Origin of the sequence: Roseobacter phycocola (assembly GCF_042055075.2) — a bacterium.
Classification (GTDB): domain Bacteria; phylum Pseudomonadota; class Alphaproteobacteria; order Rhodobacterales; family Rhodobacteraceae; genus Roseobacter.
In genome coordinates this window covers 2880247-2895133 of sequence record NZ_CP194010.1, presented here as the reverse complement: position 1 = coordinate 2895133, position 14887 = coordinate 2880247, and the positions used below count along the sequence as shown (strand labels likewise).

Below are 14887 nucleotides of genomic sequence, written 5' to 3'. Positions count from 1 at the left end.
GGGCCTTTTGTACTATTGTATTGGTCGTCAGCTTACTCAGCTGGCGAAGCAAGCTCTTCGTTGGTTGTCTGAACGCCGGCGGCCTCGCGGCGACCATCGTTCCAGATCGCCTTGATCAGAGCGATACACATCAGCGCCATCACAATGGAGAACGGCAGAGCGCCGATAACCATCGCTGTCTGGATAGCACCGGTGCCACCGGAGATCAGCAGGCCACCGACCACAAGAGCCAGCGCGCCACCCCAGAACAGGATGTGCGGACGTGCCTTCGGGCCTTCATCGCCTGCAGCATTGATGGTGTTCACGATCAGCACCGCGGAGTCAGCGGATGTGACAAGGAACGTCATCAGCAGGACCACGATGATTACCGCCATGCCCCATGCCAGGAATTCGGCAATCGGTGCGAGCATGAATTCGGTCATCGCAAAGATCTTGTCACCGTTGGCGGCGTCAAGGATCAGTCCGTTGGCGTCGCCGTTCAGCTCCAGATCGATCGCTGTGCCACCGGCCCATGCAAACCAGACAAAGCACATCAGTGACGGCACGATCATAGCACCCAGCACGAATTCACGGATGCTGCGGCCCCGCGAAATACGTGCAAGGAACAGTCCTACGAAAGGAGCAAATGCAATCCACCAGGCCCAGTAAAAGACCGGCCACCAGCCCTGCCACTGTGTGAGCAGGAAGGCTTCGGATCCTTCGACACCGTCAGAGGCGTACACGTTGAAGCTCAGCCACGGCAGGGCGACCAGATAGTCCCAGATGCCGATGAAGAATGCTGATGCTCCGAACCAGGTTGCCCCAAAGATGATGAAGAATCCCAGCAGGAAGATCGACAGAACCATGTTGATGTTAGACAGCCATTTGATGCCCTTGCCGACACCAGACAGCGCCGACAGTGTGGACGCACCCATGATGACCGCGAGCGCCACAACAATACCAAGTGTCGTTGCAGAACCGTCTTCGAGTGCCAGACCGCTGAAGCCAATCCGTGTCAGACCCGCAACAAACTGCTCAACGCCGAACCCAAGGGTTTGCGCCACACCAAGAATGGTCGCAACAACGGCCACGATATCAATGATGTGTCCGACTGTACCCGAAAGGGATTTGCCAAAGAGCGGTGTCAGCGATGACCGGATCGTCAGAGGCAGACCTCGTCTGTAACTGAAGAACGCGAGCGCGAGCCCCGCGACGGCATAGCAGGCCCACGCCCCAAGCCCCCAGTGCAGGTATGACCAGACATAGGCCGTCCGCACATTGTCGGCGTCAAGCGCTGTGGTCAGTCCCTGAATAACCGATGGGTTGTTTTTGAAGTGGGCGACAGGTTCTGCCACGGCCCAGGTCAGCATGCCAACGCCGATACCGGCGCCGAACATCATGGAAAACCATGAAAAATTCGAGAACTCGGGCTTCTCGCCTTCAACTCCAAGATTGAGTCTGCCTGCCGTCGGCCAGAGCGCCAGCCCGATGCAGACAATCACAAAGGCTGTCACAACCCAGATGTACCAGGCAGCGAACTGGGCGAGGATCGCCGTGTTCCAGTCGCCAAGGACCCTGCCGGCCTGTGTGGGCCAGACAATGCACCAGACCACCAGAACACTGATGATGATTTTACTTACGACGGTTACGTTTACGCTGAACCCCCGATAAAACCCCTGATCGGCGGTTTTGATCGGCAGATCCATAAGTGGCGGTTCAATTGCCATTACAGTCTCCTTGTTGGCTTCTCTGCTGATTTTGCGGCTGTTCTGCCCGCACAGAGCTTGTTTTTTGAGCATGTCCGGGAGCGTAGGTCCCTGGAACTCCTCACAGGCAGCCTATACCTTTATTCTCGTTTGATAAGGGGAAACTTTAGCCGGTATAGTTGCAGAAAACGGAAACCTTGGTTTGGCAAAACGTGCACTGCTGAAACGGCTGAGTGATGTCGACATCCGGTTGATACGCATTTTTGTGGCGGTCACTGAATGTGGCGGCTTTGCTGCGTCTGAACTGGAGCTGAATATCGGCCGCTCAACGATCTCGCGTCACATCGCTGATCTGGAGCAGCGGCTGGGATTGCGTCTGTGCAATCGTGGCCCATCCGGGTTCTCGCTGACGGTCGAGGGAGAGAAGGTTCTGGCATCTGCGCGCCGGTTGCTGGGTTCTTTGGATGGGTTTCAGGCCGAAGTGGACGAGATACACCAGACCCTGACCGGGACGCTGCGTCTGGGCATTTTCGATCAGTCCACAACCAATCCCGAGGCGCATCTGGACGATGCCATTCGCCGGTTTGACCAGTCCGCACCGGGGGTCACGCTGGAAATTGCGCTGCATGCACCGAATGTGCTGGAGGCTCAGGTTGTCGACGGATCACTGGATGTGGCGGTTGTTCCGATCCACCGCCAGTCCGGGTCGCTGAGCTATGAGCCGCTCTATGACGAACATATGACGCTTTATTGTGGCCGGGGGCATCCCTTGTTTGACGCGCCATCCGATCCGGATGCGCTTCCGGAACTGAGCAGCTGGAAGTACGCGGGGTTCGGTTTCAATTCACCAAATATGATTGCAGGCCAGAAACTGGGTCTGCGCCGTGCGGCACGGGTTCAGGAAGAAGAGGCACTCGCTCTTCTGATTCAGTCGGGGTGTTATCTTGGGTATCTTGCCGATCATGTTGCCGCGACATTCATGGCCAGTAACAGTGTGCGGCCGATCGCGGCGCGGCACTCGGCCTATGTCAGCCGGTTCGCAGCGATCACACGGCGCCAACCGGAACCGGACCGGAAAACCAAAGAGTTCCTACGGTGCCTCAGACGGGCGCATGCGGAAAACCGGCAATAGTGTTTGAACTTGGCCCTTGGCATGCTGACGCGACCTGGCATAATGCCGGGACTGCTGGCCCGGGGGTGGCGGTGACTGTGGGGACTTGTGAGCGATACATTTGAATTTATTGATCTCTTCGCGGGTATCGGTGGGCTGCGTCGCGCCATGGAATGTGTTGGCGGGCGGTGTGTCTTCACATCCGAATGGGACCGGTTTGCGCAAAAGACCTACAGTGCAAATTACCGCGACAACCGACCACTGGCAGGCGATATTACAGCGGTAGATGCTGCTGATATTCCGGCGCACGATGTTCTGGTGGCCGGTTTTCCGTGCCAGCCCTTCTCCATTGCCGGTGTGTCCAAAAAGAACGCTTTGGGCCGGGCTCACGGTTTTGATGATGAGACGCAGGGCACGCTTTTCTTCGATGTCCTGCGTATCCTGAAATTTCACCGGCCGGCGGGTTTTCTGCTTGAGAACGTCAAGAACCTCACCAGTCACGATGGCGGGCGGACATTCGGTGTCATCCGCCGGAAGCTCAGCGAAGAGCTTGGATATTCTCTGCACACGCGGGTTATTGATGCGGCGCACTACCTGCCGCAGCACCGGGAGCGCATTGTAATCGTTGGATTTCGTCATGACACCGGGTTTGATTTCGCGGACATGCATCTGCCGGAAAAGGGGCGTGCCAAAATGCGCTCGGTCCTGCATAGCGGTGACGGGACAGAAGCTGCTGAACCGCCATTCACCGAGGGAGCTGCCGCAACCGTTGCTGCAAAATACACCTTGTCGGACAAACTTTGGTCTTACCTTCAGGCCTATGCAGCCCGGCACCGTGCCGCCGGAAACGGATTTGGTTTTGGCCTGGTGGGGCCGGACGACATAGCGCGTACCCTGTCCGCGCGGTACTACAAAGACGGCTCGGAAATCCTAGTGCAGCAGGGTGGGGGGCAAAACCCGCGGCGGCTGACGCCGCGCGAGTGTGCGCGGCTCATGGGGTATCCGGATGATTTCCGTATTCCCGTTTCTGACACGCAGGCCTACCGCCAGTTCGGAAACTCGGTCGCCGTTCCGGTGTTTGCCGACGTTGCCCGCCTGATGCATCCGCATATCATGCGGTGTATGGCCGGGGCGATGGCCGAAAGCTGAGGCAGATGGCAGACGTGCATTCCCCTGCTGTGCGCAGCCGGAACATGTCGCGTATCCGCGCTGAAAACACAAAACCCGAAATGGCTGTCCGACGGGGCCTGCATGCGGCGGGTTTCCGGTACCGGCTGCACGTCAGGTCATTGCCGGGACGTCCTGACATTGTTCTGCGACGCTATGGTGCTGTAGTTTTTGTGCATGGTTGTTTCTGGCACGGGCATGACTGTGCATTGTTCAGTTGGCCGGCCACGCGCCCGGAATTCTGGCGGGAGAAAATTGGTCGGAACCGGGATCGCGACGCGCAACAGACCGCAGCGCTTCTGGACGCAGGCTGGCGCGTGGCTACGGTCTGGGAATGCGCGCTCAAAGGGCGTCTGCGTCTGCCGGAGGGTGTTGTGCCGGAACGCTTGGAACAGTGGCTGCGCTCTGACGCCAGAATACTGGAAATACGTGGCAGCAGCTGAACCGCCCGCGATGCTTTCACGGTGTTTTGCGTTCACATGTCGTTACGGCAGTTGACATAAGAATCCACTTGCAGGAACGATGAGGACGGCCGCTTCGGACGGTCCATGGAGAGAGTGATCGTGAGCGGTCAGAATACTATTCATGCGTTCTCGAACATCGGCCAGCACTCTGGTGCCCGCCGGTTCCCCGGATTTAACGCACCGGAAAACCTCCACACCATACTGATCGGCCCGCGGGACCTGCACAGATTTGATGTCGGGCCCGGTGACCTGCTGAGCATCAGCCTTGCGCCCGGTGACCGGCTTTCAGTGGCCGTGTTCGACCAGAAGGGCGGCGACGCGGGGGGGCTTCTCGGCCTGTCAGGCAATGACAGCATTGGCCTGAGCGACTTTGCATCTGCGCCACTGGTAGGATGGACGGAGCGCATGGGCGGTGCGGTGAGCGGCAGCATCAACTGCACCGACATTGCCTGGTCCGAGGAGCCGGTTGTTCTGAAAGCCCGCGCGACGTGTACCGTCTGGGCAATCCGTGGCGCGCCTGCACGCCAGCTCATTGAGCAGGGGAGCGGTGGCACCGTTACCGTGTCTCATCTGCGTGCCGGCAACACCGGGCCGCTGTTGCCCGAACCGCTCGGAGACATCCGGGAAGAATTCACCGTGCCGCGGGCCAGCGCCATGAGCTATGAGCTTCGCCGCGGGGAGGTGCTCCAGATCATCGACGTCGAAGGCCAGCAGTGTTCAGACTTTCAGGCCTTCCGCAAAGCTGGGCTGGATCGCCAGACCGAACTGATGATCGATGCGACCGCCACACGCAGTATGGTGCGCCGTGCTTTTCCGGGGCCAGGTCTGTCTGACAAGTTCTTTGACCAGGACATGGTGCCCATGCTTCAGGTGATCCAGGACACCTGCGGCCGGCATGATACGTTCGGGCTGGCGTGCACCGCACGTGGCTACGAGGAACGCGGCTTCCCGGGTCATGTGAACTGTTCGGACAATATCTCTGATGCGCTCGCCGGCTTTGGTGTCGGCCGCCGACCGGCCTGGCCCGCCATCAACTTTTTCTGGAACACCTGGGTGGATCCGCACCACCATCTGATGACCGCCGAAAGCTACTCGCGGCCCGGCGATTATGTGGCCATGGCCGCGCTGGATGATCTTATCTGCGTATCCACAGCCTGCCCGGATGACATTGATCCGATCAACGGCTGGAACCCCACAGATGTGCATGTGCGCATCTACCGGCCGCAGACAAGGATTCAGCGCGCCGTTGCCTATCGGCCAAAAGAGGACGCCCCGATGCTGATCAGTCACGAATCCGCATTTCACCCCAGACTGGCACCGCAGACGGATCACTTCGCACCTGCCCGCGATCTCTGGACGCCTGTCAGTTTCCCGGCACATGGGACAACCGGTGAATACTGGGCGTGCCGCGAGGCTGTAACGCTCCAGGATATGAGCGGGTTGCGGAAGTTTGATATCATTGGGCCGGATGCGGAACGTCTGTTGCAGCAGGCGATGACGCGAGATGTGAACCGGCTGGCTGTCTGGCGCGGGACTTACAGCCTGTTGTGCGACGAAAGCGGCGAAGTGATTGATGACGGAACACTTTTCCGGATGGCCCCGCAACTCTTTCGCTGGTGCTGTGGATCAGAAGAAAGTGGGCGGTGGCTCAGCCGGATGGCTGAAGAAGGCGGGCTGCAGGTCCGGGTGCACGATCTGAGAAATTCCCTGCCCAATCTCGCGCTTCAGGGACCGCGGTCACGCGATCTGCTCAGCAAACTTGTCTTTACACAGCCGCATGTGCCGGCCCTTGAGCATGTAAAATGGTTTGGGGCGACGGTAGCGCGTCTGAAGGACCGGGAAGGCGCTCCCTTTATGCTGACTCGGTCGGGGTATACTGGAGAGCTGGGGTATGAGATTTTCTGTGCGGAAGCGGATGCCCTGACGATCTGGGACGCGCTGACAGAAGCGGGCGAAGAATTCGGTCTCAGACCAATGGGGTCGGCGGCACTGGAGATTATCCGAATAGAAGCCGGTCTTGCAGCGGCAGGCGCTGAGTTTGCGCCGGGCATTGATGCTTTCGAGGCGGGCCTCGGGTTTGCGGTGGATCTGCGTAAATCTGATTTTTCGGGGCGGGCGGCTCTTGAGCGCAACAGCCAAGACCCGCGCCGGGTCCTGCGCGGACTGATCTTTGATTGCGATGATGTTCCCGCACACGGGTGCCCCGTTCTCAGGGGCGAACGGCAGGTCGGTGTGGTGACATCTGCAACCAGATCACCCGCACTTCAGTCCGCCGTGGCGATGGCGCGTCTTTCCGTTGAGCACGCGGCAACCGGCACGAAACTGCACGTCGGCATGATGGACGGACATATGAAACGTCTTGAGGTTACGGTGTCAGACATTCCATTCGTCGATCCGACACGAAAACGGGCCCGCGCCTGACGGCCGGACCCGGTGACAAATGGAACAGGCCACCGGGAGGCGGCCCGTCTTCAGTCAATCTCTGTCGGTGTTACCACCGTCGGGGTAACGATTGCGCAGGTCGTAGCATAGCAAAGCTGCTTTGCGTATCTGGGCCGTGTGAAGACAAAGTTGTCGATGTTCCGGGTTGAAAGGCCCAGATCAAACACGGGGTCGTGTCGTGTACGTGTTTCGACGACAATGATCTGGTCGTCGTCCGGCATCACGGGCAGTCTGTCGTGCCAACCCGAGATATCGGCGTTGGTGAGGCTGTTGAAAGCGCTCCCGCGCACCCGTGACCAAACCACCTGGTAGCTACCGGATGCCGTATCATACTGGACAACGGAAATCCGCAGAAACGACTCAGTGATGGTTCTCGTCAGCTCGTCGAACAGGCTGCGCGCGCCATCGATGAAAGTGTCATCCAGCGGCGAAACCTGACGCGAAATCATATCTGAAATCGTATAGGTTGCTTTTTGGTTGTTCGTGTATTGCCGGTAAGTATCGAATATCGAGAACATTCCGAGATACGCCCAGAAAACGAGCGGAAGGATGATCATCGCTTCGATGGCGACGTTACCGTCTTCGGACCGGCGGAAGCGGTTCAGCATCAGACGGATTGAGTTTAAACGGGTCATCATGTGCCTGGCTCCTGTACGAAGGCCGAGGTTGCCGTCATGGATGCCTGTCCGGCGCCGTCTTTGCCAAAGTGGAACCCAAGACCTGTGGTCGGGAAGATCGGATTGAACTTGACGCAGGCACGCAGCAGCATGAGGTCGTGTTCTTCACCCGTCTGGTAATTTGGCGGATCCTGACTGGTGATCGGCAGCGACCGGTCTACGCAGTCAACGGTATTGTCGAGGCCGACATAAGCGCGCGGGTCGACAACGATCATTTCCAGTTTCAGGCTGTCCGTGCAGTCAGGAATAAATCCGGCGTTCTCACAGATAACGATTTTGAGCGCGTCATGTGACGGGATAGCCTGAGTATTCACGCGAACCTGGCGCACCGCGATGTCCAGCCCCCGGTCAAGCCACATCTGCCGCATGGAATAGATGCCGAGCTCAACAGAAGACATGAACGCGGTGAACAGGATAGGTACCAGAAGCACGAATTCGATCGCGATCTGTCCGTCTTCGTTCTTGCGGAAGAACCGCAGAAAATTCAGAGTTCTCGAAATCATTGTGTCAGCCTCAGTTCGTTGATCTGCCGCGCGATCGCCTTGAAAACCGTTCTGATCTCAACGCCCTGTGCGGTGTAGGCATAGGATGCCTCAGTGGCACAGTTGCGCATCTGAGTTACGCCTGCGCTGGGGGCTTCAAACGCGATCGTATAGATGACAATGCCCTCCGCTTTCGCTTTGTCACACATTGAGTAAAAGCTGGTGACGTTGTTGCTGGTAGTGGAGATCCTCTCGCGATCGGATTTCCGCGCATTCAGTTCTTTTGTCGGGTTCAGCGGATGGTTGTCGTCTTTCGGACGCAGCTGATCCGTGATCTTGCCGTCAGTCATCAGAACGACGAACTTGCGCGTATCCGTATCGGTGAACGGTGCCGGGCGGTCAGCAAACTGCGGCGGCACATGACCAGCTGTTTCCAGTGCGCGGATCGTGGAATTCGACGTCGGGTTCAGCAGCGCCACGCCATACTTCATACCGTAGTGCGTGCCCGTACCGTCATGCAGGCGCATCTCATTGATGAACTTTTTCAGTTCGCCCAGATTGTTCTGCGCATATTGGATGGACGTGTTATTCAGCGGGCACCAGCCCCAGTCCATCGTCGGGTTATCAATTGCCCAGTTCATGAAGTGCGGGGTCTGATCATACCCACCTGACGGCAGATTGATGTTGTTGAAATCGCTGGAGCCCAGCTCAAGACAAGCCGACCTGTCGCGGTATGGCACGTACGTCGTCTCAGTCTGAGTGTCACCATCTTCATCCACATACTCGTTGGTCACGTCGCCGCCATAGGGCTGTTCTTCGCCGTCTACTGTGATGGTTTCAGCAAACTTTCTGCCGCCGGCGCGGTTAAAGACAATGGGTCCCGGGTTGGTTTGCCCGGCGTAGGGCACGATATTGATAGAGGTGGTTGTACCAGCCTGTCCGTCGAGAACCGATTCCAGGAATTCATTCGCGGCAACGCGCAGACGGCTGATACGGTCGTCAAACCGCATAGAGCCCGAAATGTCGAGAACCAGGGAAATCTCTGTTTTCTCAATGATTTCTTCAGCCATACCGGACGTGTATACCGGCAGCGAATTGACGCCGGTAATCGACATGTATGTAGAAGGCGTGCGCGTTCGCGCTGTTGCGGCGACGATCCGGTAGTTGGTTACAGGCAGGTGCGCACCGGGTGTGATCTGCACGTCATCGAGGAATTCGGTCATGCCCGCTTTGGCAAAATAGTCGTCCACAACCTGATCTGCCGGAAGTGGCTGATCGAGGTCAGATGCCGCGAGGATCGCACGGTCCAGCGTGTTCTGCACACGTGTACGCTCCATCTCGTTCTGCATCAGGTCAACGGCGATACCGCAGACCATGAGCATCATGATGATCATGAAGGCGGCGAAAATTGTCACCGTACCTTCTTCTTCCTTGCGGAAGTCAGAGACCCTGGCAACAGCTTTCCGCCGGTTCATTCTAGTACTATTCAGGCACGCACGCAGCATTACTCTAACTCACTTTCACTATCGCCCCCGCGATGGTCAGTTGTTGGAACGGTAAGCGGGAAAGTTGTTGAAAGTGAGGCCATCGCGGATTGCTACCTCAGCCTGATGGTTATGATTTTATACACTTTTAACCAGAAACTGTTGCGGTACCGCGCCGGTTTTTGCGCTTTTGAAGGGCATTGTTTGCTGGCGGGAAACGCGACTCGCGGCCTCGGCTGACCGGAGATTTCTGATTGAGGCAATTTTGCGGCGAATGATAAAGTTTGCAGAGAATCGCAGATCTGGCTTAACGAAACCGCTTGTTCACGCCCGTGCCAGGTCATCAGGCTGGAGCGGGTGCGTCAGATAACTGGTCTGCAAAAGCAGACAACGTTTCAAAGAAGGCGTGTGACAGACCTCTGGCGACATGAACGCGGAAGGTTCCCGTAGTCTGGTATTGGCAGATCAGGATATGGAAACCTGCAAACAACCATGCACATGAGGCGGAACTGTTACGAACATCGAGTGCGGCTCCGCGTTTGAGAAGTGCGAGTGCATCTGCGCCGCTGATGTCGAAAACGGTAAGACCCGTTGTCATATCAGACGCTGCCAGCCGGGCATCATTGTTCCAGCCGTCCTGCAGCACCGGGCCGCCGATGCGCAGAACGCGGTCCCGCCGCAGTGAAAGAGCGTAATCCGTCTCGGGCGCGATTTCAGGCCAGCCAATGAGTGGCAGGCCTCCGGAAAGCGCTTCTTTTTGTGGCGCTGGTGCACTGACCATGGTCTGCCGGATGCCCATCACTTCGCGGACATGCAGTGAACCCGTTTTCAACTGCTGCAGGGTGTCTGCCGGCTTTTTCCAGTTCGCGGTGTCGTTACGCATCCAACCGGCTCCCTTCCGGATCAAAGGCTGTGGGTGGTGCCAGCATGACCGGGACCTCTTCGCCCATATGCCAGGCGGCCAGCATCTGCCCGGTACGGGAGGCAGCTGCCTCAACCAACCCAAGCGCGACTGGCCTGCCCAGGGCGGGACTGAAGGTGGACGATGTCACGTAGCCGACTGAAAACCGCCTGCCTTCGCGGTACTCGACAATATGGGCGCCGACCGGCAGCGGCAGCGCGCCCTCCGGCACCTGAAGGCCGGTCAGTTGTTTGCGATCCGGGGATTCCGCCAGAGCGCTGCGCAGGCTGCGGTCGCCGACAAAGGCTGCTTTTTTGCGCGTGCGCGGCCCGGAAAAACCCAGGTCGTGCGGCATGGTTTCACCATCCGTGTCTTTGCCGGTCATGATATACCCTTTCTCCATGCACAGCGCCGAGAGTGCTTCAACTCCGATCAACCTGGCGCCCAGGGTGTCACCAGCGCTCAGAAGTTCATGTAACAGGATGTCACCGACGCTGCGGTCGACCGACAGTTCGAAGCTGAGGTCACCGGTGAAACTGACACGTGCGATCCGCAGTGGTCTGCCGTCGAAAAGACCGGGCCGCCAGGTCATATCCTGTCTGAGGTCAGCACTTATGGGTCCAAATAGGATCATTTGCTAAGAGAGTGTTTGTTGCTCATCGTAATCACTGAGGAGTGGACGATGAGAAAGACAACGAAGAGCCCCGGCGAGAAGATCGTCAAAGATATCAAGCGGGCTACACGCAAGCAGTATTCCAGCGAGGAGAAGATCCGGATCGTGCTGGATGGGTTGCGTGGCGAGGATAGCATTACAGAGTTGTGCCGCCGCGAGGGCATATCCCAGGGTCTGTATTACAAATGGTCCAAGGACTTCATGGAGGCTGGGAAGAAGCGTCTGGCCGGGGACACAGCGCGGGCTGCAAATAGTGATGAGGTCAAGGAGCTGCGCCGCGAGGCAAAAGACCTCAAATAAGTCGTCGCTGAGCAGACACTTGAGCTGCGTCTTCTCAAAAAAAGCTTGCTCGAGGATGGGGGCGACCACGAATGAGGTATACTGCATCTGAGAAGCTAGAGATCATTCGCCTGGTTGAGGAAAGCCATCTATCAGCACGCCAGACACTGGCCAAGCTGGGTATTTCCCGCACCACATTTTACCGCTGGTACGACCGATATCTGCAGCGAGGTGAGGCTGGGTTGCAAGATCAATCTCCCAAGCCAAAGCACGTCTGGAACCGGGTGCCCACCGAAGTGAAGCGTAAGGTTGCGGATCTTGCGTTGAAGGAAACGGAGCTATCACCACGCGAACTGGCTGTGACCTTCACCGATCAGAAGCGCTATTTTGTGTCCGGATCCACAGTCTATCGCACGCTCAAGGCGCATGATCTGATCACCAGCCCGGCGTTCATCGTCCTGAAGGCTGCCGATGAGTTCCAGCACAAGACGACTGGTATCAACCAGCTTTGGCAGGCAGACTTCACCTACATCAAGGTTCTGGGCTGGGGCTGGTTCTATCTCAGCACGGTTCTCGATGATTACAGTCGCTACATCGTCTCCTGGAAGCTTTGCACGACCATGCGGGCAGAAGATGTAACGGACACACTGGAATTGGCGCTACAGGCGTCTGGCGGTGATCAAATCCACGTCGTTCATAAGCCGCGTCTTCTTAGCGACAACGGCTCCAGTTATGTCTCAGGGGATCTGGCAGAGTGGTTGCGGCACAAAGGCATGAAACACTCGCGCGGTGCGCCGTACCATCCGCAGACCCAGGGCAAGATCGAACGCTGGCATCAGACCCTCAAGAACCGCATCTTGCCGGAAAACTACTTCTTGCCTGGCGATCTCGAGGCGCAGATCACGGCCTTTGTCGATCACTATAATCACCAGCGTTGTCACGAGAGCATCATCAATGTCACACCCGCCGACGTCTGCTTCAGACGGGACAAAGCCATTCTACAACAACGAGAAAGGATGAAACAGAAGACGCTAGAAGAGCGTCGCTTGCATCACCGCAAACACGCCGCATAATCAAACCAAAAAGATGAGCCAAGCTCTCGCTTAGTTTAGGCCGAAATTGGTTCCAAAAACCCTGACGACAGACATAGCTGCAGGATTGCAGAAAGTACACTATTGTACGTAAATCAGCGAAACAAGCGCCGGGACACAGCATGGCAGAAAAAAAGAAAAGCGGTCGCGGACGCGGACCCAAGCGTCACACTAAGGCTGACTGGATAAAAATCGCACTCGATACTCTCATCTCGGAAGGGGAGGAAAATGTGAAAGTGCTGGTTCTGTCCGCCAAAATGGACACGTCGCGGTCTAGCTTCTACTGGCACTTTGACAGCCGCGCCGATCTGCTGGACGACCTGCTGGAACACTGGCGCAGCACAAATACCCAGGTGATCGTTGATGCGGCCGAAGCGCCCGCAGATACGATAAACGGTGCCATCGTGAACTTTTTCGCCTCCTGGATCAGTAAGGGAAGTTTTGACACGCGGCTCGATTTTGCGGTTCGCGACTGGGCCAGAAGATCCGGTTCGGTGCGTGCGCTGCTGGATAAGTCGGACAATCAGCGCCTTGATGCGCTGACAGATATGTTCCGGCGGTATGGATATGCGGACGGCGAAAGCGAAGTGCGCGCCCGTATCCTGTATTTTACGCAGATCGGTTATGATGCGCTGGATCAGAAAGAGGATTGGGACACCAGGATCAGCCGTGCCGCGCATTACCTCTATTGTCTGTCGGGCAAAGAACCCGCCGATGCTGACGTGGAAAGGCTGAACCAGGTTCGTGCCACAACCTGACCATCGCTCAATAAAATACACATATGTACTTTTTGTGTAGACAGTTACTGGCATTCGTGTGAGCGTCCGGCAGCGTTATCGACGACGCGCCGGAGAGCTTTGTATGACACCGACATCTACATCTTCCTCAAGGCCCGCACGGGGGCGGAGACGCCGGAACAGGGAAACCGGCGCGGCAGTTTTGCGCAAACCAGACTACAGGCAGCTGATGCATCCCTTTCCTGCGCAGAACGTCTTTTCGGGCGACGAAGTGGAGGCAATTCACGAGACGGCTCTGCGCGTGCTCGAAGAGCTGGGGCTCCGTGTCCTGTTGCCCGAGGCCCGTACGATTTTCGCGACTGCCGGTGCCCGAGTTGATGATGACGATATGGTTTTTGTGGGGCGTGATGTCGTCGAGGCCGCACTGGCCACTGCCCCGTCCTCCATCCGGCTGCGCGCTGCGAACCCGTCCCGGGAACAGACCTATGAGCAGGGCGCGATGATCTTTATGCCGGGCGTGGGCTGCCCGAATGCGAATGATGCGGAACGCGGGCGCAGGCCTGGCACTCTTCAGGATTTTGAAGAAGCGGTAAAACTCTGCCAGAGCTATGATATTATGCATACATTTGGGCCTTTGACGGAGCCGCAGGATGTGCCGGTACACCTCAGGCATTACCAGACGATGCGCGCGCAGATGGAATTCGGGGATAAGCCGCTCTTTCTGTTTTCGCGCGGCAGGGCGCAGGTGGAGCAGGGGTTCGAAATGACACAGACCGCACTGGGTCTGTCGGGCGACGACTTTGAAGACGGCGTCTGGGTGACAACGATCATCAATACAAACTCGCCGCGCATGCTCGACAACCCGATGGCCCAGGGAATTATAGACTTCGCCCGCGCCGGTCAGATGTCAGTAATAACGCCGTTCTGTCTCGCCGGCGCGATGGCGCCTGTCACACCCGCCGGTGCGCTGACGCTGCAGCATGCGGAGGCCCTTTTCGGGATCACGCTTGCACAGTTGGCGCGACCGGGTGCGCCGGTCAGCTACGGTGGGTTCAGCTCGAACGTTCACATGAAATCCGGAGCGCCGGCCTTCGGTACACCGGAACATATCAAGATGCAGATCGGAGGCGGGCAACTGGCGCGGCTGATCGGACTGCCCTGGCGCACAGCGTCGGGTTCGGCCTCCAACGTCGCGGATATGCAGTCGAGCATGGAGACAGTCATGGGGCTATGGGGCGGATCGCTGGCTCATGGAACGCTGATTGTGCATTCGGCTGGCTGGCTGGAGGGGGGGCTCACCTTTGGCTACGAGAAGTTCATCAATGACATTGAAGCGCTGCAGGTTTTCGCTGAACTATCCACGCGCCCGCGGGCAGATGCCGAAGAGATCGGCTTTGACGCACTGCAGGACGTCCAGCCTGGCGGGCACTTCTTTGCGACCGATCACACAATGGCGCGCTATAACACGGAATTTTACGAGAGCATTGTTGCCGACCTCAATAATTTCGGTACGTGGTCTGAGGCCGGGGCGCGCACTTCTGCAGATCGTGCAACAGATGTCTGGAAAGACAAACTGGCAAACTTTGAACAACCTCCAGGCGCGGCAGAAGCAGCTGAGCGTCTGGCGCCCTGGATTGAGAGCGCAATCCGCAATGGTGGTGCCCCGCCATTGGACTGACGAGGTACTTACAGTT

The 14887-nt window shown here is 57.6% G+C and carries 12 protein-coding genes and 1 pseudogene; 7 read left to right on the top strand and 6 right to left on the bottom strand.

The features are described 5' to 3' along the window. Positions 1-32: 32 nt before the first annotated feature. Positions 33-1706, bottom strand: a complete 1674-nt coding sequence (locus AB4K19_RS14230; RefSeq protein ID WP_375228973.1) for a BCCT family transporter — start codon at positions 1704-1706, stop codon at positions 33-35. A 181-nt stretch (positions 1707-1887) separates the two neighbouring features. Between AB4K19_RS14230 and AB4K19_RS14225 the strand changes: the two genes are divergently transcribed. The 4 genes from AB4K19_RS14225 to AB4K19_RS14210 all read left to right on the top strand — a co-directional run bounded on the left by AB4K19_RS14225 (position 1888) and on the right by AB4K19_RS14210 (position 6848). Then, positions 1888-2817 carry a LysR family transcriptional regulator gene (locus tag AB4K19_RS14225; protein WP_375228972.1) on the top strand — a complete coding sequence of 310 codons (930 nt, stop codon included), beginning with the start codon at positions 1888-1890 and terminating at the stop codon, positions 2815-2817. 87 nt (positions 2818-2904) lie between these two features. Next, positions 2905-3945, top strand: a complete 1041-nt coding sequence (gene dcm / locus AB4K19_RS14220) for a DNA (cytosine-5-)-methyltransferase (RefSeq protein WP_375228971.1) — start codon at positions 2905-2907, stop codon at positions 3943-3945. Positions 3946-3989: 44 nt separating this feature from the next. Further along, positions 3990-4406 carry a very short patch repair endonuclease gene (locus AB4K19_RS14215; protein ID WP_436398103.1) on the top strand — a complete coding sequence of 139 codons (417 nt, stop codon included), beginning with the start codon at positions 3990-3992 and terminating at the stop codon, positions 4404-4406. A gap of 105 nt (positions 4407-4511) precedes the next feature. Continuing rightward, a complete protein-coding gene (locus tag AB4K19_RS14210) occupies positions 4512-6848 on the top strand; it encodes a DUF1989 domain-containing protein (protein WP_436398101.1) in 2337 nt (778 codons plus the stop codon). A 50-nt stretch (positions 6849-6898) separates the two neighbouring features. Here AB4K19_RS14210 and AB4K19_RS14205 read toward each other — a convergent pair whose 3' ends face one another. From AB4K19_RS14205 to AB4K19_RS14185, 5 genes are all read right to left on the bottom strand, one after another. Next, a complete protein-coding gene (locus AB4K19_RS14205) occupies positions 6899-7507 on the bottom strand; it encodes a TadE/TadG family type IV pilus assembly protein (RefSeq protein WP_375228967.1) in 609 nt (202 codons plus the stop codon). After that, on the bottom strand, positions 7504-8049 hold the full coding sequence (locus AB4K19_RS14200) for a TadE/TadG family type IV pilus assembly protein (RefSeq protein WP_375228966.1): 546 nt from the start codon (positions 8047-8049) through the stop codon (positions 7504-7506). Before AB4K19_RS14200 ends, AB4K19_RS14205 begins: the two co-directional genes overlap by 4 nt. Beyond that, on the bottom strand, positions 8046-9503 hold the full coding sequence (locus tag AB4K19_RS14195; RefSeq protein WP_375228965.1) for a pilus assembly protein TadG-related protein: 1458 nt from the start codon (positions 9501-9503) through the stop codon (positions 8046-8048). The genes AB4K19_RS14200 and AB4K19_RS14195 overlap by 4 nt, the downstream gene beginning before the upstream one ends. 352 nt (positions 9504-9855) lie before the next feature. Then, positions 9856-10395: a hypothetical protein gene (locus AB4K19_RS14190; RefSeq protein ID WP_375228964.1), complete on the bottom strand. Its 540-nt coding sequence runs from the start codon at positions 10393-10395 to the stop codon at positions 9856-9858. Next, positions 10388-11005 carry a glycine cleavage T C-terminal barrel domain-containing protein gene (locus AB4K19_RS14185; protein ID WP_375228963.1) on the bottom strand — a complete coding sequence of 206 codons (618 nt, stop codon included), beginning with the start codon at positions 11003-11005 and terminating at the stop codon, positions 10388-10390. Before AB4K19_RS14185 ends, AB4K19_RS14190 begins: the two co-directional genes overlap by 8 nt. A gap of 90 nt (positions 11006-11095) precedes the next feature. Between AB4K19_RS14185 and AB4K19_RS14180 the strand changes: the two are divergent. The 3 genes and pseudogenes from AB4K19_RS14180 (at position 11096) to AB4K19_RS14170 (ending at position 14871) form a co-directional block, all read left to right on the top strand. Further along, positions 11096-12438, top strand: a pseudogene (locus tag AB4K19_RS14180) (IS3 family transposase). A gap of 140 nt (positions 12439-12578) precedes the next feature. After that, complete coding sequence (locus tag AB4K19_RS14175) at positions 12579-13214, top strand: TetR/AcrR family transcriptional regulator (RefSeq protein ID WP_436398097.1); 636 nt, start codon at positions 12579-12581, stop codon at positions 13212-13214. Between the two features lie 103 nt (positions 13215-13317). Then, positions 13318-14871, top strand: a complete 1554-nt coding sequence (locus AB4K19_RS14170) for a trimethylamine methyltransferase family protein (RefSeq protein WP_436398096.1) — start codon at positions 13318-13320, stop codon at positions 14869-14871. Positions 14872-14887 lie beyond the last annotated feature (16 nt).